This window comes from Yersinia massiliensis CCUG 53443 (genome assembly GCF_000312485.1).
GTDB classification, from domain to species: Bacteria; Pseudomonadota; Gammaproteobacteria; order Enterobacterales; family Enterobacteriaceae; genus Yersinia; species Yersinia massiliensis.
The window spans coordinates 265,006-290,353 of sequence record NZ_HE997644.1 but is presented as its reverse complement, the minus strand read 5'-3'; the positions used below and the strand labels follow the sequence as shown (position 1 = coordinate 290,353).

The following is a 25,348-nucleotide window of genomic DNA, read 5'->3' as shown; positions in this document are numbered from 1 at the left end:
CCCCGTAGGGCGCTGGTTGATGAGTTTTAGTAGACCGGCAGCAGATTCAAGCTGGACAGAACATGGGCGATGGCATTCACTGCCCCGAACAGCAGAATCAACACAATCATGGGTGTCCCTCCCCATACACGATACAGCGGACTACCAAAGCGTTTGCGAGAGGCTCGGGCCAACAGCGCGGGGACGATGGCAGCCCAGACAGTGGCGGCGAGTCCCGCGTAGCCGATGGCGTAGATGAAGCCATCAGGGTAAATCAGGCCACCCAAAATGGGCGGTATGAAGGTGATGGCGGCGGTTTTCCCGCGCCCTAAGCGGCTGTCGTCAAATTTAAATAAATCAGCCAGATAATCGAATAATCCCAATGTCACGCCCAGGAATGAACTGGCGACCGCGAAGTTTGAGAATACCGTCAGCAGCAGGTCCATTGACGGGCTTTTTAAGATCCCCCCTAACGCACTGACCAACACATCGATATTGCCGCCCTGACTGGCTATTTCACGAAACTGCGGTCGCGGAATATTGCCCATGGTGCCGACTAGCCAAATGATATAGAGGGTCAGTGCCAGCAGTGTGCCAATCAGCAAACAGTTGCGGATTCGATGAGGATTCTTGCCGTAATGCTTCATCAGGCTAGGGACGTTACCGTGGTAGCCGAATGAGGCCAGACAAAACGGCAGTGTCATCAGTAGATAGGGCAGATAACTGGGGTTAGCATCGCTTAGGTTAAACAACTTAACGGGTTCGACATGCCCTAGCAGCCCGCCAAACGTCATAAAGAAGGTGAGTATTTTTGCGCCTAGCACGATAGTTGTCATGCGGCTCACCGCAGTGGTACTGAGCCAGACAATAAAGGCGACAAATAAGGCAAAGAATAAGCCACCTAATCGAGCAGGAAAATCAACCCCCATTCCACGTAGCGTGTGTTGAATAACAGAACCGCTGGCGGAGATATAGGCATAGGTCAGAATGTAGAGTACAAAGGCGACGGTCAGGCCATTAATCACGTTCCAGCCATTGCCCAGTAAGTCTTTGGTGATGGTGTCAAAACTGGCACCGGTGTGGTAGTTGAGGTTGGCTTCGAGGATCATTAATCCTGAGTGAAGCATGCAAAACCAAGTAAAAACCAGAACGGCGATAGACCAATAAAACCAGATCCCTGACATAACAACGGGTAGCGAAAACATCCCTGCGCCCACAATGGTGCCTGCAATAATCATTGCACCACCGAGTAGGGAAGGACTTTTAATTTTTACTGCTGTGACCTGATCTTCTAATGTTGTTTGGGCCATAGTAGGGTGTCCTCGTGTGGTTTTACCACTTATAGAGGTAACAATTTGGTCGCTGTGTACCCCCTACCGGTGCGATAGGGGGCGTATTGTCAGAATGGCAGTTGCCGCTTACTCGATGGGTTTCAAACGGGCAACAAAGTGACGCAAAACAGGGGGTTCGTAGGTGAAAGTCAGCCCTTTGATTTCTTCAGCACGTGATTTAAGTGCAATCAGCGCATCGGCAATGTAATCCATATGGTCGTTAGTGTAGACACGGCGTGGAATGGTCAGGCGTAGCAATTCCAGTGGTGAGGGTTTTTGCTTGCCAGTTTGCGGATCACGGCCGAGCAGGAGTGAACCAATTTCCACGCTACGGATACCCGCTTCCAGATACAAGGCGTTGTTCAGTGCCTGCGCAGGGAATTGTTCCGCCGGAATATGGGGCAGTAGGATTTTGGCATCGACAAAGACGGCATGGCCCCCTGTTGGGTATTGAATCGGAATCCCCCCCGCGCGTAGGCGTTCACCCAGATACTCAACTTGGCCAATACGGTAAGTCAGGAAGTCTTCATTCATCCCTTCTTCTAACCCGATGGCCAGCGCTTCCATATCGCGGCCCGCCAAACCACCGTAAGTGACAAAACCTTCCATTGGCACGCAACGGATACGAACGTCGTTGAACAAGTCTTCATCGTTGCGGAAGCAGCATAAGCCGCCAATGTTAACCATCGGGTCTTTTTTGGCTGACATGGTGAGCATGTCGCCATACTGGTACATCTCCAGAATGATCTCTTTGATCGACTTATCGCCATAACCAGGTTCACGTTGCTTAATAAACCAAGCGTTTTCGCAGAAGCGGGCCGAGTCAATGACAACGGGGATATTATGCTGTTGAGCAATGCGATACACCTCGCGCATATTGCTCATTGAAATCGGCTGTCCGCCAGAGCTGTTACAGGTGACGGTCGTAATAATTGAGACGACGTTTTCTGCCCCGTATTCGGCAATGGTGGCCTTGAGTTGATCTAAATCGAAATCGCCTTTCCAATCGTAATAAGCCACAGTATCAAAGGCTTTCGGCGTCACAACGTTGATGGCTTTGGCACCATTCATTTCAACGTGGGCGGCAGTAGTATCGAAATGGAAGTTAGAAATAAAGACAGGGTTTTTCGCGCCGCCCGCTTTTTGTTTTTTCGCAATCAAGCAAGGGAATAGGATTTGTTCCGCTCCACGGCCCTGATGGGTGGGAATGGTAAACGGGTAACCGATCAGCTTCTTCACTTGATCACACAAATTATAATAATTGCGTGAACCCGCATAGGCTTCATCGCCCATCATTAACCCCGCCCATTGACGATCACTCATTGCGCCAGTACCTGAGTCCGTCAGTAAATCAATATAGACATCTTCACTCGGTAATAAGAAAGGGTTATAGCCGGCTTCAATTAATGCTTTCTCGCGATCTTCCCGATTGGTCATCCGAATATTTTCTACCATTTTAATACGGAAGGGTTCAGGGATACGTTTCATAGCTTATTACTCCAAATACCTTGAGTACTGGACGCCGCATAAATATAGCCACGCACATGCACGGGCTTACTTGCAGCACCAATGACTTTGGGTGTTTTTAGATATTAATATTTAAAATACAGTCATGTTTTGGCAATAAAAATAGCCAACCGATTAACCATGACGGCAATAAAAATAAGAATGAGATGTTTCAGCCGAAGCTGAATAAGCGATGAGAAACTAACGCGGGAAATCGTTGGCGAGGCGGTAATCAATATTAAACCAAGCTCGGCTGTCGCCGGAGATGCGTGCTTCGTAACGCAGTGCGATGCGTATCATAAGGCGCCCTCTAGGAGTGGATGGTGGGAAACAGCATACCGTTGTTTAAGAAATAAAAAGTGACCGCTAGCACAGAATACAATCAATAAAAATCACATTAACCCCCCTAATAGGTAGGCAATCTAATAACTTACGATATTGTTATATAACAGATTGATTATGCGGGTTTTTGGTTGTTTAGGTTATTATCTCAGGAAAAATGGGGGGGCATTTGATTAATATTTTTGTGCGATCTTTAATGATTGGTATTAGGAAGATTATGACGACAATAATACCGCATCATTTCCCGTGGCATATTGGATGAAGGTAAAGTAAGCCAGCAATATAAATATTGCTGGCTCCAAAGGATATTAACGTAAAAACGCGGGCTGCTGTTTTTCGTAGGTAGAAATAGCCTTTTCATGTTGCAGTGTCAGACCAATACTGTCCAAACCATTAATCATGCAATGGCGGCGGAAACTATCAATCTCGAACGAATAACTTTTGCCCCCTGCATTCACGGTCTGCGCTTCCAAATCGACAACAAATTGAATGCCTTCGTTATTTTTAACTAACTGGAATAACGTATCAATATCGGCTTCACTTAATGTGACCGGCAGCAGTTGGTTATTAAACGAGTTGCCATAGAATATATCGGCAAAGCTCGGTGCAATAACTACTTTAAAACCGAAATCGGTCAATGCCCAAGGTGCGTGTTCACGAGATGAGCCGCAGCCGAAATTCTCACGTGCGAGCAAAATGCTGGCACCTTGATAGCGAGGCTGGTTCAGCACAAATTCAGGGTTAGGCACTTTGCCGGCATCGTCTAGAAAACGCCAATCGTTAAACAGGTGTTGTCCAAAACCGGTGCGGGTGACTTTCTGCAAAAACTGTTTAGGGATAATCGCATCGGTATCGACGTTCGCCGCATCTAACGGGACAACCAAACCAATGTGTTGAGTAAATTTAGCCATGGTGGTATCTCCGGTTAGTGGGTGGCGGCGGATAAGTCGCGAACGTCAGCAAAATGACCACTGACCGCCGCTGCTGCTGCCATTGCGGGGCTAACCAAATGGGTACGCCCACCACGGCCTTGACGGCCTTCAAAGTTACGGTTGCTGGTGGAGGCACAGCGCTCACCCGGTTCCAGACGGTCATTGTTCATTGCCAAACACATTGAGCAGCCGGGTAAACGCCATTCGAAACCGGCGTCGATAAAGATCTTATCCAAACCTTCGGCCTCTGCCTGCGCCTTCACGGGGCCAGAACCTGGGACCACGATAGCCTGTACGCCACTGGCAACTTTACGCCCTTGCGCGATAGCGGCAGCAGCCCGCAAATCTTCAATGCGCGAGTTGGTGCAAGAGCCGATAAACACTTTATCAATCGCCACTTCGGTTAACTTAATACCTGGGCGTAAATCCATATAAGCCAAGGCTTTTTCGGCCGAAGCACGTTCGACAGGATCGCTAAAGGACTCCGGTGCCGGAATGGTTTGATTCACGGCAATCACTTGGCCTGGGTTCGTCCCCCAAGTGACTTGCGGTGCAATATCTGCCGCGTCTAAGGTGACAACCGTATCGAATTTAGCCTCAGCATCTGACTTCAAGCCGCGCCAGTAGGCCACGCCTTGTTCCCATTGCTCACCCGTTGGCGCAAATTGACGCCCTTTCAGGTAATCGAAGGTGGTGTCATCCGGTGCCACTAATCCCGCTTTAGCGCCCATTTCGATAGCCATATTGCACAATGTCATACGGCCTTCCATGCTCAACGCTTCAATGGCGCTGCCACAGAATTCCACCACATGGCCCGTACCACCGGCACTGCCGGTTTTGCCAATAATGGCCAACACGATATCTTTAGCCGTAATCCCTGCGCCGACATCGCCATTGACTTCAATTTTCATGGTCTTGGCACGGCCCTGTTTCAGGGTCTGAGTTGCCAACACGTGTTCAACTTCTGAAGTCCCGATACCGAAGGCCAAGGAGCCAAATGCGCCATGCGTAGCGGTATGGGAGTCGCCGCAGACAATGGTCATGCCGGGTAACGTCATGCCTTGTTCTGGGCCAATTACATGGACGATGCCTTGGAATGGATGGTTCAAGTCATATAAAGAGACGCCAAATTCAGCGCAGTTCTTAATCAACTCTTGCATCTGAATGCGCGCCATTTCGCCGCTAGCATTAATATCTTTGGTCTGCGTTGAAACGTTGTGATCCATGGTGGCAAAGGTTTTACTTGGCTGACGCACAGGGCGTCCCATAGCCCGCAAGCCATCAAATGCTTGCGGAGACGTCACTTCATGCACTAAGTGACGGTCGATATACAACAAGGGTGTTTCATTCGGCGCTTCGTGCACGATGTGGGCATCGTACAATTTTTGATATAACGTTTTGCCCATGTTAAACCCCCTCAGCCACGAATTTAGCGATGATATCGCCCATTTCGTTGGTGCCAATGGCTTTGCCATCACCGGCTAAATCAGCGGTACGATAGCCTTGTTCCAATGCCTGATTGATTGCGCGCTCAATAGCATCAGCGGCCTCGTCTTTGCCTAAACTAAAGCGCAGCAGCAAGGTTAAAGAGAGGATCTGAGCGATCGGGTTTGCGATGTTTTTGCCGGCGATATCCGGTGCGGAACCGCCAGCGGGTTCGTATAAGCCAAAGCCTTGCTCGTTCAAACTGGCGGATGGCAACATCCCCATTGAGCCGGTAATCATGGCGCACTCATCGGACAGAATATCGCCAAATAAATTGGAGCACAGCAACACGTCAAACTGCGAAGGGTCTTTGATTAACTGCATAGTGGCGTTATCGATATACATATGGGACAACGCCACATCTGGGTAATCCGCAGCAATCGCGTTGACCACTTCACGCCACAAAATCGAGCTTTGCAACACGTTGGCTTTATCGATTGAGGTCACTTTGCTACGACGTTTACGCGCAGATTCAAAGGCAATACGGGCAATCCGCTCAATTTCGAAGCGATGATACACTTCGGTATCAAACGCACGTTCGTATTGGCCTTGGCCTTCACGGCCCTTCGGTTGACCGAAATAGATACCGCCAGTTAACTCACGCACACACAGAATATCGAAGCCTTTGGCGGCGATATCACTGCGCAGTGGGCAGAAATCTTCCAGCCCTTGATATAAGCGTGCTGGGCGCAGGTTACTGAATAATTTAAAGTGTTTACGCAGCGGCAATAATGCTCCGCGCTCAGGTTGTTCCGCTGGTGGCAAGTGCTCCCATTTAGGGCCGCCAACTGAGCCGAATAAAATGGCATCAGCCTGTTCGCAGCCGTTAACGGTTGCTGGCGGTAATGGGCTGCCGTGGCGGTCAATGGCCGCACCGCCCACATCATAGACGCTAGTTGAAATCTTAATGCCGAAACGCTGGCGTACTGCATCCATTACTTTATTTGCTTGAGCCATTACTTCTGGACCAATGCCGTCTCCGGGTAAAACGGCAATATGATAAGTCTTCGTCATGTTCACACCATTTCCTGATTATTTTGTTGCAAGCGCTGTTTCTCGATTTCAACTTGATGAGCGCGCCAGATATTATTTAATACGTTAACCAATGCCTTAGCAGAGGATTCGACAATGTCCGTTGCCAAACCTACGCCATGGAAACGACGGCCCTTGTGATCAACCACGATATCAACCTGACCCAATGCGTCTTTACCTTGACCTTTGGCCGATAATTGATATTTCACCAGTTCAATGGGGTAGTCGGTGATGCGGTTAATCGCTTGATAGACCGCATCTACCGGACCGTTACCTGTGGCTGCTTCTGATTTTGTTTCTTCACCACAAACCAATTTTACTGAGGCAGTTGCCATCACACTGGAGCCTGATTGGACGCTGAAATAGTCCAAACGATAATACTCGGGTTCTTCTTGTTGCTTGTTGATGAAGGCCAACGCCTCCAAATCGTAATCAAACACTTGGCCTTTTTTGTCTGCCAATTTCAGGAAGGCATCGTACAAAGAGTCCAAATTATAATCTTTATCCTGATAGCCCATCTCTTCCATACGGTGTTTCACTGCCGCGCGACCAGAGCGAGAGGTCAGGTTCAACTGCACTTCTTTCAGGCCGATAGACTCGGGCGTCATGATTTCGTAGTTTTCGCGGTTTTTCAGTACGCCATCCTGATGAATACCAGAGGAGTGGGCAAAAGCATTACTACCGACAATGGCCTTGTTACCAGGGATTGGCATATTGCATATTTTGCTGACCAATTGGCTGGTACGGTAAATTTCCTGATGATTGATATTGGTATGCACGCCTAACATCTGATGGCGCACTTTAATCGCCATGATCACTTCTTCCAGTGAACAGTTACCGGCACGTTCGCCTAAGCCGTTAATGGTGCCTTCAACCTGACGTGCACCGGCTTGAACGGCGGTAATGGAGTTAGCAACCGACATACCCAAATCATCATGGCAATGCACTGAGATGATTGCTTTATCAATGTTAGGAACGCGCTCATACAAATCAGTGATGATTCCGCCAAACTGATATGGCGTGGTGTAACCGACGGTATCAGGGATATTGATGGTGGTAGCACCGGCACTGATTGCCGCTTCCACGACACGACACAAGTTATCAATTGGTGTACGACCTGCATCCTCACAGGAGAACTCTACGTCGTCGGTATAGTTACGCGCGCGCTTCACAGAATGAACCGCCATCGCCAACACATCATCAAATGAGCGCTTTAATTTGGATTCGATGTGCAAAGTCGACGTCGCCAAAAAGACGTGGATACGGAACGCTTCTGCGATGCGTAAGGCTTCAGCCGCCACATCAATGTCTTTATCGACACAGCGCGCCAAGGCGCAGACTCGGCTGTTTTTCACTTGCTGCGCGATGGTACGGACTGATTCAAAATCGCCAGGAGAAGACACCGGGAAGCCGACTTCCATTATGTCGACACCCATTCTTTCCAGTGCCAACGCGATTTGCAGCTTCTCTTTAACGCTCAGACTGGCTTGCAACGCTTGTTCACCGTCACGCAATGTTGTATCAAAAATAATGACCTGTTGGCTCATGTGGGTATTCCTTGTCGTGTTTACATTTGCGCTTAGCGGGTAAAAAAAAACCCGCGCATTTGCGCGGGCTTGTTAATCTTGATGACTGAATCAGTTCTGATTTCCGTCCACCAACATACCGCGCAAGTGAGTTGCGTTGAGTAGTAGGCCTAGTAGACGGGTTGAATAGAACATTTTTTCAGTTTCTCATTGGTTACGATATTGCGTTACCTAAATTGATACGTGAATTCTATGGGTATGTCAATATTTGTTTGAAATAGTGTCTTCAACTGGTTATGACGACAAGGGAATTCTCTTATTGGAGTAAATGACTGATTTTTTCGTTAAATTGGATTGTTAGTCTAATTTATGGTTAATGACCTTTTTGTTTGTTTGGTATAACGATAGTAATGCGGGTTATTGTACTTTTCAGATTATTTTGGGTGATGATCCGTTTTTTGGGGGGACTGCTGTGCCAAAGATGATATTTACACTTAATAAGATAGAGGTTAATAACTGAAACTGTTCTTGATTGTTTAATCAGCGAGTAAATTTATAGCAAAACTTATTATTAATGATTTCTATGTCGTGTGGATATAAATACTTATTCGTGTAATGAATAGTGTTATTTATTTGATTAACATGTTATGACTATAACGTAAACTCATCATTGCATGAGCAAAATTCAATCTATTATTAAGTTAATTAGCCGCTATAATTAATAACTAATAAGTTTTCATTAATGAATTTATTATTTGTTAATGGCATAGTTGTCAATTATCTCATTTTGTGATGTGATCATGTTATTGCTTTTATTATTGACGCTTATGATATATCAGAATCTTATGTTTAGAGTGAATTAGTCCTAAGGGTTATATGGGGTACTTTATGTGGATGGCTTGTTCACGTATTTATCCATGGGCGTTATTGGCGGAAAATACATGGAGGCAATTCATATCGTTTTATATATACAAGGATGAGGCTCATTTTATCTTACAACGATAATAATGAAAATATTGGCGTCATTAATAGTAAGAAATCAAAGATATTTTGAGAAGATGATAAATATCAACAGGACTCTTTTATTAATCGTGTCATCTGCATAAAGCTTAGTGGAGTTAAGCATGTCTGAATACAACTTAGTAACCGACGGTCAAGCGACTAAAAAAGCATGTAGCGAAGTTCATTTAAGAAGTGTTGACCTCAATTTATTAACTGTTTTTGATGCAGTAATGCAAATGCATAATGTTACACGTGCAGCCCAGTCTCTGGGCATGTCTCAGCCCGCCGTGAGTAATGCCGTCGCCCGCTTGAAAGTGATGTTTAATGACGAATTGTTTGTTCGTTATGGCCGAGGGATTCAGCCGACTGCCAGAGCGCGTCAACTTTTTGGGCCGGTAAGACAAGCATTACAACTTGTCCAAAATGAGTTGCCGGGGGCGGGTTTTGAGGCTAAAAATAGTGGACGAGTATTTAATTTATCAATTTGTAGTCCATTAGATATTAGGCTTACAGCACAAATAATAGAGCGAATTAAGTCATTGGCACCTAATATACAACTCATTATCCGATCTTATCTTAATGAGAATATTGAGCATCAGTTACGTTATCAAGAAACTGAATTCGTTATTGGTTATACTAAATTCGAACGCCCAGACTTTCATGATATCTCATTATTTGATGATGAATCTGTCTTGGTTGTGTCTAAAGATCATCCACGTATTGACCATTCAATTACTCAAGAACAACTCATCTCTGAACAACATGCTGTTGTCTCATTAGATAAAATGGGCTCTTTCAGTGAGGCTTATTATGAGTCCATTGTAAGCGCTCAAACTATTGCCTATGAAAGTACGGATATGAATAGCGTACTTAATATTGTTTCTCAAACTTCCTTTGTGGCTATCGCACCTCGCTGGTTGGTTCAGCAATATAACGAAACGCTTAATTTGAAATTAATCTCATTACCTTGGAAAGAGAAAATAAGCCGACCTTGCTATCTCACATGGCATGAATCAACGGATAGAGATAAAGGCCATCAATGGATGAAAGAATTACTCGGACAACTTAGTACCCCTTTGTAGCGGCTTGCTAAGCCCTGCTGCTGAAATGATATATCGCTCAGTGGCAGGGAAAGTGAGATTGAATGCCATCTTGCTTCCTTCCATCGCTCATGACATCCCTTAGCAACATGTTGCTGCTTTACTTAACCCCTCAATCTTTATGCTCTGCTGCTGCTTTGGAAGCGGTATTTTTCATCAAAGTCTATTTTAGCTCACACTTCTGCGCTGAATTTTATTTGCCATAACCTCTAGAGCAGGTAGACTGCGCGAAAAAAGTGTACACATGTAAGCTGAATATCGGCGAACAACAAAGTTACAGTATACTTTATGAACGAATGATTGATTTAGCAGCGAGCAGCGATGTTATGACCCATACATTAGAGCAATACCACCTTGTGCGCCGTTTGCGCCAGCAAATCAGTGATCGCGCAGATCAAGTCGCCCTACGTGAATGGTCGCCAAAAGGAGAAAAACAGCTCAGTTGGCGTCAGGTTGACGAACACGTCACCCAGATTTCGACTGCGCTGTTGTCCTTCGGTGTCGCTATACAAGAGCGCATTGGGATTTTTGCTAATAACAGTATGGCTTGGTCATTGGCCGACTTGGCTATTTTGCAATTGCGTGGCGTGAGTGTGCCCTTATATGCCACTAATACCACGGCACAAGCCGCGTATGTGCTCAATGACGCCGATGTGCGCATTCTGTTTGTTGGTGGACAAGCACAATTTGATGTTGCCATCACGTTAAAGCCGCATTGTCCGCAGTTGACTCAAATTATTGTTTTAGACGCGGCAGTTGATTTGCGCGGATGTGAGTATGCTCAACACTTGGCTGATTTTGAACAACAACCTGATGTGGTACAGCGGCATTTATTGGCCACACGTCTAGAGCATTGTGACTTAGACGATTTGTTTACCCTGATTTATACCTCAGGTACGACCGGGGAGCCAAAAGGTGTGATGCTTGATTACCGTAATATGGCAGCCCAACTTTATTTGCATGATCAGCGCCTAACGCTGACCACCCATGACGTTTCCCTCAGTTTCTTGCCGTTATCCCATGTGTTTGAGCGGGCTTGGAGCTTTTATGTCATGCATACCGGCGCACAGAATGTCTACATCAGCGACACTGATTGGGTCCGTCCTGCCATGCAGGCGGTAAAACCCACGGTAATGTGTGCGGTTCCCCGTTTCTACGAAAAAGTATTCAGCGCCATCAATGATAAAGTCGCTCTAGCAAAATGGCATCGCCGGATGTTGTTCCGCTGGGCAGTGAACTGTGGCGAAAGCAAATTCCAGCATCAACAGCAGGGGAAAACGCTATCGCCGCTGTCTGAGCAGATGTTTAAGCTCGCGGATCGCTTGGTACTAAGTAAGTTGCGTGATTTATTGGGTGGAAGAGTGCGTTTCTTACCTGCTGCGGGTGCGCGGTTAGATGACAATATTATTCTGTTTTTCCAAGCGATTGGCGTCAATATCAAGTATGGGTATGGTATGACCGAAACCTGCGCCACGGTATCCTGTTGGGAAGAGAAAGACTTCTGTTTTGGCTCCATCGGCAAGCCATTACCGGGGATTGATGTCCGCTTAGGCGCTGAAAATGAAATTCAAGTTCGTGGTCCTATTGTCATGCGTGGTTATCTCAACAAGCCGCAAGAAACAGCAGAGTCATTTACCGAAGATGGCTGGCTCAAAACCGGTGATGCGGGCGCATTGGATGCCAATGGCAATTTATTTATCACTGAGCGGCTAAAAGACCTGATGAAAACTTCAGGTGGGAAATACATTGCGCCGCAAATGATTGAAGGCACGCTTGGTCAGGATCGTTTTATCGAGCAAGTGGCGGTTATTGCCGATACGCGTAAGTTTGTCTCAGCGCTGATTGTCCCCTGTTTCGAGTCACTGGAAGAGTACGCACGTTCGATTAACCTGAAATATCACGATAGATTGGAATTATTACGCCATAGTCATATTGTCAGCTTATTCGAGCAACGGCTTAAAGAGATGCAAAAAGAGTTGGCGCTGTTCGAACAGGTTAAACGCTTCACTCTGTTGCCGCAGGCATTCACCATGGAAACAGGTGAGCTGACACCAACCATGAAATTGCGGCGTAAAATCATTCTCCAGCGCTATCAGAATGAAATTGATTCCATGTATCGCGATTAATCCATCTTGTTTTCCGTTTTTGGCCACGACGGCTTATCTCTCACTTGATAGAGGCCGTCGTTGTTTTTATGTTCAAACGCCCGCTCTATCTACTCATTTCTGTGTAGTAGCTATCAATTTCCTGAATCCAATGCATAAAATCCATTAGCCTGATTTAGTGCTATTGTTACTCGTTTGTACGGCGTAAAAACCAAGACGATAGATTAATCGATAGTTTTTTATTTCTCTTTCAAGGTGAAATCCAGTGTGTGACTAACAGAATTGTCTTTAGGGCAGATAATTGCTGTTTGCCTGCCAGAAATTCTGACGTTATGTTAATAAGTTAGTAACCCTAACGATAACAAACTAAGAATAGGAATAAGGGGCGTTGTGCCTTTCCTACAGGATCCCGTGGAAATGACTTCCCGTTATCCAATGAGCAAACTAAGCCTGGAGGCAAAACCATGGAGATGTTGTCAGGAGCCGAGATGGTTGTCCGATCGTTAATCGATCAGGGCGTTAAGCATGTGTTCGGTTATCCCGGCGGGGCCGTACTAGATATCTACGATGCCCTGCACACGGTAGGAGGCATTGATCATGTGCTAGTGCGCCATGAGCAAGGTGCGGTTCATATGGCCGATGGCTATGCGCGGGCTACTGGAGAGGTCGGTGTGGTGCTCGTCACTTCCGGCCCCGGTGCAACCAATGCGATTACCGGTATTGCTACGGCCTATATGGATTCAGTACCCATGGTGGTGCTCTCTGGTCAGGTGCCTAGCTCGTTGATTGGCTATGATGCTTTCCAAGAGTGCGACATGGTGGGCATTTCCCGCCCAGTGGTTAAACACAGCTTTCTGGTTAAGCGCACGGAAGATATTCCCTCAGTACTGAAAAAGGCATTTTATTTGGCCTCGACAGGTCGCCCAGGGCCAGTCGTCATTGATCTACCAAAAGACATCGTCGGACCGGCGGTCAGAATGCCTTACGCTTACCCTGAACAGGTTAGCTTGCGCTCTTATAATCCGACGGTACAAGGTCACCGTGGGCAGATTAAGCGCGCACTGCAAACTATTTTAGCGGCTAAAAGACCGATCATGTATGTCGGTGGTGGCGCGATAAATGCGGCTTGTCACGAAGAGTTATTGGCTTTTGCTGAGAAACTAAACCTGCCTGTTACCAGTTCTCTGATGGGGTTAGGGAGCTTCCCCGGTACTCATCGCCAGAATGTTGGCATGTTGGGGATGCACGGGACGTTTGAGGCCAATATGGCCATGCATAATGCGGACCTTATTTTTGCTGTGGGCGTACGCTTTGACGACCGTACGACCAATAACTTGGCGAAATACTGCCCAGATGCAACCGTGTTACACATTGATATCGACCCGACATCCATCTCCAAAACGGTGACAGCAGATATCCCGATTGTTGGTGACGCTAAACAAGTCCTGACGCAAATGTTGGACTTGATGTCTCAGGTCGATTGCGCGCAAGATTTTGATAGCCTACGTGACTGGTGGCAATCCATTGAACAGTGGCGTGCCCGTGATTGCTTGGGTTACAGCAAAGACAGCGGCAAGATAAAGCCACAAGCGGTTATTGAAACGCTGCATCGTCTGACTAAAGGTGATGCTTACGTGACATCAGATGTGGGCCAACACCAGATGTTCGCTGCACTGTATTACCCGTTTGATAAACCGCGTCGTTGGATTAACTCCGGTGGTTTAGGCACGATGGGCTTCGGGTTACCGGCCGCACTGGGGGTTAAACTGGCGCTACCGGATGAAACCGTGGTCTGTGTGACCGGTGATGGCAGCATCCAAATGAATATTCAGGAATTATCGACGGCGTTGCAATATAACTTGCCGGTGCTGGTACTGAACCTGAATAACCGCTATCTCGGCATGGTGAAGCAGTGGCAGGATATGATTTATTCAGGCCGTCATTCACAGTCTTATATGGATTCACTGCCTGATTTCGTCAAATTGGCTGAAGCCTATGGGCATATCGGTATCGCAATCCGCACCCCTGATGAGCTGGAAAGCAAATTGGCCGATGCCTTGTCACAACTATCCGAGACCAATCGCCTAGTATTTGTGGATGTGACAGTGGATGAAACGGAGCATGTTTACCCGATGCAGATTCGCGGTGGTGGCATGGACGAAATGTGGCTTAGCAAAACGGAGAGGACATAATTATGCGCCGCCGGATCTTATCAGTTCTGCTGGAAAACGAATCAGGTGCCTTATCACGGGTAGTTGGCCTGTTTTCTCAGCGCGGTTATAACATTGAGAGTTTGACTGTCGCACCAACCGATGACCCAACACTGTCAAGAATGACCATCCAAACCGTGGGTGATGCCAAGGTATTGGAGCAAATCGAAAAACAGCTTCATAAGCTGGTGGATGTTTTGCGGGTCAGCGAGTTGGTCTCTGGCTCACATGTTGAGCGTGAAATCATGCTGGTCAAATTGCAGGCCAGCGGCTATGGGCGTGAAGAAGTGAAGCGCTGCGCAGAAATTTTCCGTGGGCAAATTGTTGATGTGACCGCTACGCTCTATACCGTTCAACTTGCTGGGACTAGCGATAAACTGGATGCATTCTTAAATGCCGTCAGGGAAGTCGCCGAAATTGTTGAAGTGGCGCGTTCCGGTATTGTTGGTGTATCCCGTGGCGACAAGATCATGCGTTAAGCTGAGGGATTAATCCTAATTATTAAGCTCGGCTGACATGCTGAGCTTTTTTTTCTTATTATTTAACCCAGATAGCGTTATATGGCGGTTAAAGCGGTTGCTCAATAACGAGTTCTGCGGTTAGATCTACAGAGCGCAATATCCGTAGTTAAACTATGTCTATAAGGTTTGATTGTTTAGTTGTCATCCTTAGGTTTTATGGCGGATTGAAATATTCCGAGAGATTTTGAGATATTGCGCGCTGGCAGACATCATGCCTTTCATTACTTTATTGGGTTTATAAGGGGTCAATGTGAAACTGGATGAAATCGCGCGTCTTGCGGGCGTTTCGCGCACAACCGCCAGTTATGTCATTAATGGCAAAGCGAAACAGTACCGAGTCAGCGATAAAACAGTCGATAAAGTGATGGCTGTTGTCAGGGAACATAACTATCACCCAAATGCTGTCGCGGCAGGATTGCGTGCGGGGAGAACCCGTTCGATAGGGTTAGTTATCCCTGATCTGGAAAATACCAGCTACACACGTATCGCAAATTATCTTGAGCGTCAGGCTCGTCAGCGTGGTTACCAGTTGTTGATCGCCTGTTCTGAAGATCAACCCGATAATGAAATGCGTTGTATTGAACACCTCTTGCAGCGTCAGGTTGACGCCATCATTGTTTCAACAGCTTTACCACCGGAGCACCCTTTTTATCAGCGATGGGCGAATGACCCACTGCCGATAATCGCACTTGATCGCGCGTTAGACAGGGAGCATTTCATTAGTGTGGTAGGGGCAGATCAAGAAGATGCGCTGATGTTGGCGCAAGAGTTACGCACATTCCCAGCCGAATCGGTACTGTATTTGGGCGCATTACCGGAGCTGTCAGTCAGTTTCCTGCGAGAAATGGGTTTCCGTGAAGCGTGGAAAGACGACCCTCGCAAAGTCGATTATCTCTATGCTAACAGTTATGAGCGTGAAGCTGCCGGTGCGCTATTCGCTGAATGGCTAAAGACCCACCCAATGCCACAGGCGCTGTTTACGACCTCATTCCAACTGCTACAGGGTGTTATGGACATCACGTTGAAGCAAAATGGGCGCTTACCCAGCAATCTGGCTATCGCCACCTTTGGTGATAACGAGTTGCTCGATTTCCTAGAATGCCCAGTGCTGGCTGTTGCACAACGTCACCGTGATGTGGCTGAGCGTGTGCTAGAACTGGTATTAGCCAGCTTAGATGAGCCACAAAAACCGAAACCTGGCTTAACGCGCATTCGCCGTAACTTGTTCCGTCGCGGCAGTTTGAGCCGCAGATAGCGTAAGTAAGAAATCATGATGACCAATCAGGGCAGTCAAAAGCCCTGATTGAGTACCGCCAACACTGAAACCAATCCTACTATCCTCGTCACACGCCCCAAATCCGTTGTGCTAGCACGCTCTAACTTGAGATAGAGTAGGGCAATCAAACATAACCTGCGACGCGGAACAACCTGCGGCAATACTCCAAAAAGTAACCATAAGCCACGCCCATCGCCATTGAAACCAAGGCATTACTCGCGACAGCGGTTGCAATTTGCTCTAAATCAGCGCCTACCGACCACAAAATCAACGCATAGACCGGTGACTGGAAACTCACGTATGCCAGTAAATCCGCCAGATTTCGTGCCCAGAAATGTTCCCCAGCATGACGATGTGCAAAGCGAATGAATGCATCTCGATACACGCCGTAAGGCCAAGCAATAAGAATGTTGACCGGTATTGAAACCAAGCGGGAGGAGAGTGACTGCTGAAAGGTCATTCCTGAGATCAGGATCTCAATAGCCATGCCAATGACAAAGCAATACACCACGAGAGCGAAAGTATCGGCTGCGGCACTACGCAGACGGGACCCAGTTGAAAACATGGTCATTAACTCCCTGTTTGGGGTAAAAATCTGCTAAAACGTCAATCAATGACATTATTAACAGGCTTTATATGTGGGTTTTTCTTTGAATGATGGTTAATTGTGTTGTGTTTTTGCTTGTTAAGTAGTCTACAGTGCCAGCTTGATCAATATAACTAGCTTAAAATTTTTATTTTTAACATTTGCCTGATTTTTATACTTTCTACTGTGGGATTTTGGGCTATCAGTAGTTTTTAAAATGGTGGTTTTTTTGTTTATTGTTTAAAAACAGATGGTTATGATTTTCCGTTGTTCGGGCAGATTAAAGCATGCAATTTAAGCCAAATATAAATTAGCGGCTGAATAAAATGCCATTTCGCCCTATTTTCCGAATTTAGGATTTATCTGTCTGAAGGTATTCATATTTCAGCGACACTCCTAAATATGTGCCATTAATTTATTTCAAAATAGATTAATCTTGGCGGCTTAATTGAAGTAAAATGCAGCGCCGGTAACACATGTTGTTTCCAAGGGTATTATTGTGTTGTTGTGGGTTTTACCGCTAATTTTCGCTGTTTCTCCTTTCGAGAAGCCAGCCAATGCGGCTTTTGTACTCAGATGAGCTATTTTCAGAACGTACAATTTTCATACTGGAAATGAGACATTCCTTGCAGAAGGAAATAATGAGACAATTAATCGACAATTAATTATTTATTTAAGTTGCTGGAATTACTGGCGGAAAAATAGCCCGTTAATCATGACCTTATTTTCTATTTCGAGCACTAAAGTAGCCCCTTCTACGAGATATATCTCAAAAATGGCCCATAAATATTGTCAAAGCCCCTCGGCTCTGGCTTGACAAGGTTTTCATACCATCCGTAAACTCTTTAATGTGGGGATTTGTGGGGTAAAGTGGTGAATTGGGTCATGAAGGGGTAACTCAGCCATGTTTCGTGGGGCAACGATGGTTAACCTCGACAGCAAAGGGCGGCTCGCCGTACCTACCCGTTATCGGGATTTGCTGAATGAGGAATCGCAAGGCCAGATGGTCTGTACCATAGACCTTCACCAACCATGCCTATTACTTTACCCACTCCCTGAATGGGAAATCATTGAGCAAAAATTATCTCGTCTGTCGAGCATGAACCCGGCTGAGCGTCGGGTTCAGCGTTTGCTGCTAGGACATGCCAGTGAATGTCAGATGGACGGTGCTGGGCGCTTACTGATCGCAGGAACATTGCGTCAGCATGCTGGGTTAAATAAAGAAGTGATGCTGGTTGGGCAGTTCAACAAGTTTGAACTGTGGGATGAACAGACCTGGTATCAACAAGTCAAGGATGACATCGACGCAGAGCAGTCCACTCAGGAACCACTTTCTGAGCGGCTACAGGACTTATCGCTATAAGCATGGTTGATAAAAATAAAGTTGTAGATAACACCTACAAGCACACAAGCGTATTGCTAGATGAGGCCGTGAATGGCCTGAACATCCGCGATAACGGTATCTATATTGACGGAACTTTTGGCCGTGGTGGTCACTCGCGTCTGATTTTGTCCCAACTTGGGCCAGAAGGGCGCTTGATAGCAATTGATCGCGATCCTCAAGCGATTGAAGCAGCAAAATCTATTACCGATCCGCGTTTTTCTATCGTACACGGTCCTTTTTCTGATTTGGCACATTATGTGCGGGAATTGGATTTAGTCGGCCGTATTAACGGTATCTTGCTGGATCTCGGTGTGTCATCACCGCAATTGGATGATCCAGAACGTGGTTTTTCATTTATGCGTGATGGGCCATTGGATATGCGCATGGACCCTTCTCGTGGGTTATCAGCCGCTGAATGGCTAATGAAAGCGAGTGCTGATGATATCGCTTGGGTATTGAAAACCTTCGGTGAAGAGCGTTTTGCTAAGCGTCTCGCTAAGGCCATTGTTGAGCGTAATCTCACGCAACCTATGACGCGTACTAAAGAGCTAGCGGATTTGATTGCGAATGCCAGTCCATTCCGTGAAAAGCACAAGCATCCGGCGACACGTAGTTTTCAAGCCATCCGTATCTATATCAACAGTGAATTAGAAGAGATTGAGCGTGCATTGGATGGCGCACATGAGGTGTTGGCACCTGAAGGTCGTTTGTCAGTGATTAGCTTCCACTCACTAGAAGACCGCATTGTGAAGAACTTTATCCGCCAGCATAGCCGTGGGCCACAGGTTCCAGCAGGGTTGCCGCTGACGGAAGCGCAGTTACGTAGCATGGGTGGGCGCACCATAAAGTCCATCGGCAAAATGATGCCAGCAGATGCTGAAGTGGCTGAAAATCCGCGGGCACGTAGCTCCGTATTACGTTTTGCTGAGAAGGTTAAAGCGTGATAGGCAACGAACGTCACGGATTAGTTGGGGTCATCGGCGGGGATTTACTCCGCAACGCGAAGATCCCCTTAATTCTACTGGCCGCGGTGTTAGTGTCTGCCGTTTTTGTTGTCACCACCGCGCACCGTACACGTTTGCTGACCGCCGAGCGTGAGCAGTTGGTACTGGAGCGGGATGCGCTGGATATCGAATGGCGTAACCTGATTCTGGAAGAGAACGCGTTAGGTGATCACAGCCGTGTTGAAAGTATCGCGACCGACAAACTGAAGATGCAACATGTTGATCCATCACAAGAAAATATTTTGGTTCAGCAATAAGGTTTTTCTTAACTTAGATTTAGTTAACAAACTGTTTTTCAAAGAAAAAAAGGAAATAGTGGCCACCATGACTCTACGTTGCCAAGGTAACGCATGAAAGCAGCGCGCCCTGGGAAGTTAAAGCGCCAACAAGAAGAACAAGCCAGCTTTATTAGCTGGCGTTTTGCGTTGTTATGCGGCTGTATTTTATTGGCATTGGTTGGCTTGATGTTACGCACGGCCTATCTGCAAGTAATTAATCCCGACAAGTTGGTGCGTGAGGGCGATATGCGCTCGTTGCGCGTGCAATCCGTGCCGACAGCGCGTGGCATGATAAGCGATCGTTCTGGCCGACCTTTGGCCGTCAGCGTACCGGTTAATGCGGTTTGGGCTGATCCGAAAGAGTTAATTGAGCGCGGCGGTATCACACTGGATACACGCTGGAAAGCCCTGTCAGATGCTTTGGAGATCCCCCTCGATCAATTGGCGACGCGAATCAACGCCAATCCAAAAGGTCGCTTTGTTTATCTGGCCCGCCAAGTTAACCCTGCCATTGGCGACTATATCCATAAGTTGAAATTGCCTGGCATTTACTTGCGTCAAGAATCCCGCCGTTATTATCCCGCAGGCCAAGTCATGGCGCACATCATCGGTGTGACCAATATCGATAGCGAAGGTATTGAAGGCGTTGAGAAAAGTTTTGACCGTTGGCTGACCGGACAACCTGGTGAGCGTACGGTGCGTAAAGATCGCTACGGTCGCGTGATTGAGGATATCTCCTCCGTTGATAGTCAAGCGGCACATAATTTAGCGCTGAGCATTGATGAGCGCTTACAGGCGTTGGTGTATCGCGAATTGAACAATGCGGTGGCCTTTAACAAAGCGGAGTCGGGTACGGCGGTGTTGGTCGATGTAAATACCGGCGAAGTGTTAGCGATGGCGAATAGCCCGTCATACAACCCAAACAATCTGACCGGTACGCCGAAAGACGCGATGCGTAACCGAGCAATAACCGATATTTTTGAACCCGGCTCAACAGTGAAGCCAATGGTCGTCATGACGGCATTGCAGCACGGTGTAGTGAAAGAAAACAGTGTGCTGAACACCTTGCCGTACTTTGTTAACGGTCACCAAATTAAAGACGTGGCCCGTTACGCAGAGTTATCTGTAACCGGGATCTTGCAGAAGTCGAGTAACGTCGGTGTTTCTAAACTGGCGTTAGCGATGCCATCCTCAGCGTTAGTAGATACTTACTCACGGTTTGGGTTTGGGAAAGCGACCAATTTGGGGTTGGTCGGAGAAAGCAGTGGCTTATATCCTAAAAAACAACGGTGGTCTGACATAGAGAGGGCCACCTTCTCTTTCGGCTACGGGCTAATGGTAACACCGTTACAACTAGCGCGAGTCTATGCAACCATCGGCAGCATGGGGGTTTATCGCCCGCTGTCGATCACCAAAGTTGACCCGCCAGTGGCCGGTGAACGCGTTTTCCCTGAACCGCTGGTACGTACCGTGGTTCATATGATGGAAAGTGTGGCATTACCTGGCGGCGGGGGCACTAAAGCCGCCATCAAAGGCTACCGGATCGCCATTAAAACCGGTACAGCCAAGAAAGTCGGGCCGGATGGCAAATATATGGACCGATACCTCGCTTACACCGCAGGCGTAGCGCCTGCGAGTAACCCTCGATTTGCTCTGGTTGTGGTCATTAATGACCCGCAGGCAGGGAAATATTACGGTGGTGCGGTTTCTGCACCGGTGTTCGGTGCCATCATGGGCGGCGTCTTGCGCACCATGAACATCGAGCCGGATGCATTACCCACTGGTGATAAAAGCGAATTAGTGACTAATACAAAAGAGGGTTCAGGTGGCAGATCGTAACTTGCGCAACTTACTCGCGCCTTGGGGGCTAGATGTCCCGGAGCGTGCGCTACGGGAAATGACATTAGACAGCCGTGTTGCCGCTGCCGGGGATTTGTTTGTCGCCATTGTTGGCCATCAGACGGACGGGCGTCGCTATATTCCGCAAGCCATCGCACAAGGTGTTGCCGCCATTGTCGCTGAAGCTGATGGTGTGGCACCGGATGCCAGTGTTGCAGAAATGCATGGTGTCCCTGTTATTTATTTGCGTAATTTGAATCAGCATTTATCCACGCTGGCAGGGCAGTTTTATCATCAACCTGCGGCGGCTTTACGTTTGGTCGGTGTGACTGGCACGAACGGTAAAACCACCACTACTCAGTTGTTGGCGCAATGGAGCCAAGCGCTGGGCGAAACCAGTGCAGTGATGGGAACGGTGGGCAATGGTTTATTAGGGCAAGTGGTGCCAACGGAAAACACCACGGGCTCAGCAGTTGATATTCAGCATTTACTGCGCAATTTGGTTGATCAAGGTGCGACGTTCGCTGCGATGGAAGTCTCTTCCCACGGTTTGATTCAGAATCGCGTGGCAGCATTGCCGTTTGCCGCCGCAGTGTTCACTAACTTAAGTCGTGATCATCTGGATTACCATGGCGATATGGCGAGTTACGAAGCAGCAAAATGGCTGCTGTTCTCCACTCATCAATCCGAACACAAGATTATTAATGCTGATGACGAAGTGGGTCGCCGCTGGTTAAGTCAGTTGCCACAAGCGGTCGCCGTCAGTATGGAAGGTAACGTCCCTACGGGTTGGAAAGGCCCGTGGTTATCGGCCAGCAAGGTGGAGTATCACGATAATGGTGCCAGTATCGCTTTTGATTCCAGTTGGGGCGAAGGCCAGTTAGAAAGCCGCCTGATGGGGGCATTCAATGTCAGCAATTTGCTGGTCGCACTGTCAACGCTGTTATCGCTGGGTTATCCGTTGCCACAACTTTTAGCTGCCGCACCGCATTTACAACCGGTTTGTGGGCGGATGGAAGTGTTCAACGCACCGGGTAAACCGACAGTCGTGGTGGATTATGCTCACACACCAGATGCATTAGAAAAAGCGCTGGCGGCAGCCCGTTTACATTGCAAAGGTCAGCTTTGGTGCGTGTTTGGTTGCGGTGGTGATCGTGACAAAGGTAAGCGCCCACTTATGGGCGGTATCGCAGAACAACTGGCTGATCGTGTCGTCGTGACGGATGACAACCCACGTAGCGAAGAGCCTCAGGCCATTGTGGCCGATATCCTCAATGGGTTATTAGATGCAGGTCATGCGCAGGCGATTCATGGTCGTGCTGAAGCGGTGACCAGCGCCATTATGCAGGCTAAAGAAGACGATGTTGTTCTGATCGCTGGTAAAGGACATGAAGATTATCAATTGGTTGGTAATCGTCGACTGGATTACTCCGACCGTGTGACCGTCGCCCGTTTATTGGGGGTGATCGCATGATTAAGGTCTCGCTGCATTTCTTGTCCGAATTGCTTAACGCTGAATTAATCGGCGCTGGCATCGAGATAACCGAAGTGACCATTGATACTCGTCAGGTCACGGCTGGCTGTCTGTTTGTGGCGCTCAAAGGCGAGCGTTTTGATGGGCATGATTTTGCAGAAGATGCAGTTGCTGCTGGTGCTGCAGCTTTGCTGGTAAGTAAACGCTTACTGGTGGAGGCACCGCAATTAGTGGTTAAAGACACTCGCTTGGCATTGGGGCAATTTGCTGCCTGGGTTCGCCAGCAAGTACCTGCTCGTGTGGTGGCCTTAACGGGCTCGTCAGGTAAAACGTCCGTCAAAGAAATGACGGCAGCGATTTTGCGCCAATGCGGCAATGTGCTGTATACCGCCGGTAACTTTAATAATGATATCGGTGTACCGCTGACGTTGCTGCGTTTGACGCCTGAGTATGATTTTGCCGTCATTGAATTGGGTGCCAATCATGTGGGTGAAATTGCTTACACCACAGATTTAAGCCGCCCAGAAAGCGCTTTAGTGAACAATTTAGCGGCTGCTCATCTGGAAGGTTTTGGTTCACTGGCCGGTGTGGCGCAGGCCAAAGGCGAGATTTTTGCCGGATTACCCGCTAACGGCACCGCGATTATCAATGCCGACAGCAATGACTGGCCACATTGGCAAGAAACACTGCATAACAAGCAGGTCTGGCGTTTTTCCCCTCAGGGTGCCGCCGATATTGATTTCTATGCCAGCGATGTCCGCATTACGCCGCAGGCAACGCATTTCACCCTGCATTCACCCTTTGGTACGGTCGCCATTGAGCTGCCATTACCCGGGCGGCATAACATCGCCAATGCGCTTGCCGCAGCGGCGTTAGCCATGTCGGTTGGTGCTGATCTCGCGGCTGTTCGTCAGGGGCTGATGCAGTTACAAGCCGTACCGGGGCGCTTATTCCCGATACAACTCGCCACTGGCAAATTGCTACTAGACGACACTTACAACGCCAACGTGGGTTCCATGACTGCCGCCGCGCAAGTGCTAGCAGAAATGCCGGGCTATCGTGTCATGGTGGTCGGTGACATGGGCGAATTGGGCGATACCGCGATCGATTGCCATCGTCAGGTGGGTGAAGCCGCTAAACAGGCGGGTATCGACAAAGTACTGAGTGTCGGCACGTTAAGTCAGACATTGAGCGACGCCAGCGGCAGTGGCGAACATTTTCAGGATAAGAGTGCATTGGCAGCCCGTGTGAGTGAATTGCTGCTCGAACATCCGGTTATTACCGTCTTAATTAAAGGTTCACGTAGCGCCGCCATGGAGCATGTCGTGCGTGCGTTACAGGAGAAGGCATCATGTTAGTTTGGTTAGCTGAATATCTCGTGCAATTTTATTCGGGCTTTAACGTCTTTTCCTATTTGACGTTCCGAGCCATTGTAAGTCTGTTAACGGCGTTGGTGATCTCATTGTGGATGGGGCCGCATTTGATTGCTTATTTGCAGAAATTGCAGATTGGGCAAGTGGTGCGTAACGATGGGCCAGAGTCACATTTCAGTAAACGCGGCACGCCGACCATGGGCGGCTTAATGATTCTGTTCTCCATCACCATTTCGGTGCTGATGTGGGCTTATCCTTCTAACCCGTATGTTTGGTGTGTGCTGTTCATCTTAGTGGGTTATGGCATCGTCGGGTTTATCGATGACTACCGCAAAGTGGTACGTAAAAACACCAAAGGTTTGATTGCTCGCTGGAAGTACTTCTGGCAATCGATCATCGCACTGGCTGCGGCATTCGCGATGTACAGCATTGGGAAAGATACGCCCGCTACTGAGTTAGTGGTGCCATTTTTCAAAGACATCATGCCGCAACTGGGCTTGCTCTACATCCTGCTCGCTTACTTCGTGATTGTTGGCACCAGTAATGCGGTCAACTTGACTGACGGGCTAGATGGGTTGGCGATTATGCCGACGGTATTTGTTGCGGGCGGTTTTGCATTAGTGGCTTGGGCGACCGGTAACGTGAACTTTGCGGCCTATCTGCATATTCCTTATCTGCGCCATGCCGGTGAACTGGTGATCGTCTGTACCGCCATTGTCGGCGCTGGGTTGGGCTTCCTTTGGTTTAACACTTATCCGGCACAAGTTTTCATGGGCGATGTGGGCTCATTGGCCTTAGGTGGTGCGCTAGGTACCATCGCGGTTTTACTACGCCAAGAGTTCTTATTAGTGATTATGGGTGGCGTGTTCGTCGTTGAAACACTGTCAGTCATCTTGCAAGTCGGGTCCTTTAAGCTACGTGGGCAGCGCATATTCCGTATGGCGCCGATTCACCACCATTACGAACTTAAAGGCTGGCCGGAACCACGAGTGATCGTGCGCTTCTGGATTATTTCGCTGATGCTGGTCCTGATTGGCCTGGCGACGCTGAAGGTGCGGTAATG

General features: G+C 48.0%; 20 protein-coding genes. 12 read left to right on the top strand and 8 right to left on the bottom strand.

All coding sequences use genetic code 11. The annotated features are described in order from the left end of the window. Window positions 1-26 precede the first annotated feature (26 nt). From mtr to leuA, 7 genes are all read right to left on the bottom strand, one after another. Window positions 27-1,289 carry a tryptophan permease gene (gene mtr / locus BN68_RS10365; protein ID WP_019211099.1) on the bottom strand — a complete coding sequence of 421 codons (1,263 nt, stop codon included), beginning with the start codon at window positions 1,287-1,289 and terminating at the stop codon, window positions 27-29. A gap of 108 nt (window positions 1,290-1,397) precedes the next feature. Next, window positions 1,398-2,798: a tryptophanase gene (gene tnaA, locus BN68_RS10360; protein ID WP_019211098.1), complete on the bottom strand. Its 1,401-nt coding sequence runs from the start codon at window positions 2,796-2,798 to the stop codon at window positions 1,398-1,400. 219 nt (window positions 2,799-3,017) lie between these two features. Further along, the gene (gene tnaC / locus BN68_RS10355; protein ID WP_019211097.1) at window positions 3,018-3,116 is read right to left on the bottom strand and encodes a tryptophanase leader peptide; all 99 of its coding nucleotides are present in this window, start codon (window positions 3,114-3,116) and stop codon (window positions 3,018-3,020) included. 350 nt (window positions 3,117-3,466) lie between these two features. Further along, a complete protein-coding gene (gene leuD / locus BN68_RS10350) occupies window positions 3,467-4,069 on the bottom strand; it encodes a 3-isopropylmalate dehydratase small subunit (protein WP_019211096.1) in 603 nt (200 codons plus the stop codon). A gap of 14 nt (window positions 4,070-4,083) precedes the next feature. Continuing rightward, entirely contained in the window at window positions 4,084-5,496 is a 1,413-nt protein-coding gene (gene leuC, locus BN68_RS10345) for a 3-isopropylmalate dehydratase large subunit (protein ID WP_019211095.1), read from the bottom strand. Window position 5,497: 1 nt separating this feature from the next. Next, window positions 5,498-6,589: a 3-isopropylmalate dehydrogenase gene (gene leuB, locus BN68_RS10340; RefSeq protein WP_019211094.1), complete on the bottom strand. Its 1,092-nt coding sequence runs from the start codon at window positions 6,587-6,589 to the stop codon at window positions 5,498-5,500. 2 nt (window positions 6,590-6,591) lie between these two features. After that, window positions 6,592-8,154 carry a 2-isopropylmalate synthase gene (gene leuA, locus BN68_RS10335; protein WP_019211093.1) on the bottom strand — a complete coding sequence of 521 codons (1,563 nt, stop codon included), beginning with the start codon at window positions 8,152-8,154 and terminating at the stop codon, window positions 6,592-6,594. Between the two features lie 1,103 nt (window positions 8,155-9,257). Between leuA and leuO the strand changes: the two genes are divergently transcribed. From leuO to cra, 5 genes are all read left to right on the top strand, one after another. Next, window positions 9,258-10,217 (top strand): transcriptional regulator LeuO, encoded by a 960-nt coding sequence (gene leuO, locus BN68_RS10330; protein WP_019211092.1) that lies wholly within the window; start codon window positions 9,258-9,260, stop codon window positions 10,215-10,217. A gap of 344 nt (window positions 10,218-10,561) precedes the next feature. Then, on the top strand, window positions 10,562-12,361 hold the full coding sequence (locus BN68_RS10325; protein WP_042806694.1) for an AMP-dependent synthetase/ligase: 1,800 nt from the start codon (window positions 10,562-10,564) through the stop codon (window positions 12,359-12,361). Between the two features lie 443 nt (window positions 12,362-12,804). Continuing rightward, window positions 12,805-14,532, top strand: a complete 1,728-nt coding sequence (ilvI, locus tag BN68_RS10320) for an acetolactate synthase 3 large subunit (RefSeq protein WP_042806632.1) — start codon at window positions 12,805-12,807, stop codon at window positions 14,530-14,532. 2 nt (window positions 14,533-14,534) lie between these two features. Further along, window positions 14,535-15,029 carry an acetolactate synthase small subunit gene (ilvN, locus tag BN68_RS10315; protein ID WP_004388986.1) on the top strand — a complete coding sequence of 165 codons (495 nt, stop codon included), beginning with the start codon at window positions 14,535-14,537 and terminating at the stop codon, window positions 15,027-15,029. Between the two features lie 292 nt (window positions 15,030-15,321). After that, window positions 15,322-16,326, top strand: a complete 1,005-nt coding sequence (gene cra / locus BN68_RS10310) for a catabolite repressor/activator (protein WP_019211090.1) — start codon at window positions 15,322-15,324, stop codon at window positions 16,324-16,326. Between the two features lie 145 nt (window positions 16,327-16,471). On the opposite strand, the gene BN68_RS10305 is transcribed toward cra, so the two are convergent. After that, a complete protein-coding gene (locus BN68_RS10305; protein WP_042806693.1) occupies window positions 16,472-16,912 on the bottom strand; it encodes an L-alanine exporter AlaE in 441 nt (146 codons plus the stop codon). A 925-nt stretch (window positions 16,913-17,837) separates the two neighbouring features. Here BN68_RS10305 and mraZ point away from each other — a divergent pair. The 7 genes from mraZ (at window position 17,838) to mraY (ending at window position 25,346) form a co-directional block, all read left to right on the top strand. Beyond that, window positions 17,838-18,296, top strand: coding sequence for a division/cell wall cluster transcriptional repressor MraZ (gene mraZ, locus BN68_RS10300; protein ID WP_004875568.1), 459 nt, complete (start codon window positions 17,838-17,840; stop codon window positions 18,294-18,296). 2 nt (window positions 18,297-18,298) lie between these two features. Next, window positions 18,299-19,261, top strand: coding sequence for a 16S rRNA (cytosine(1402)-N(4))-methyltransferase RsmH (rsmH, locus tag BN68_RS10295; RefSeq protein ID WP_019211088.1), 963 nt, complete (start codon window positions 18,299-18,301; stop codon window positions 19,259-19,261). After that, entirely contained in the window at window positions 19,258-19,578 is a 321-nt protein-coding gene (gene ftsL / locus BN68_RS10290) for a cell division protein FtsL (protein ID WP_019211087.1), read from the top strand. Before rsmH ends, ftsL begins: the two co-directional genes overlap by 4 nt. Before the next feature lie 93 nt (window positions 19,579-19,671). Then, window positions 19,672-21,438, top strand: coding sequence for a peptidoglycan glycosyltransferase FtsI (locus tag BN68_RS10285; protein ID WP_019211086.1), 1,767 nt, complete (start codon window positions 19,672-19,674; stop codon window positions 21,436-21,438). Beyond that, window positions 21,425-22,912, top strand: coding sequence for a UDP-N-acetylmuramoyl-L-alanyl-D-glutamate--2,6-diaminopimelate ligase (gene murE, locus BN68_RS10280; RefSeq protein ID WP_019211085.1), 1,488 nt, complete (start codon window positions 21,425-21,427; stop codon window positions 22,910-22,912). The genes BN68_RS10285 and murE overlap by 14 nt, the downstream gene beginning before the upstream one ends. Further along, window positions 22,909-24,270 (top strand): UDP-N-acetylmuramoyl-tripeptide--D-alanyl-D-alanine ligase, encoded by a 1,362-nt coding sequence (gene murF / locus BN68_RS10275; RefSeq protein ID WP_019211084.1) that lies wholly within the window; start codon window positions 22,909-22,911, stop codon window positions 24,268-24,270. The genes murE and murF overlap by 4 nt, the downstream gene beginning before the upstream one ends. Then, window positions 24,264-25,346, top strand: a complete 1,083-nt coding sequence (gene mraY / locus BN68_RS10270) for a phospho-N-acetylmuramoyl-pentapeptide-transferase (protein ID WP_019211083.1) — start codon at window positions 24,264-24,266, stop codon at window positions 25,344-25,346. Before murF ends, mraY begins: the two co-directional genes overlap by 7 nt. Window positions 25,347-25,348: the final 2 nt, after the last annotated feature.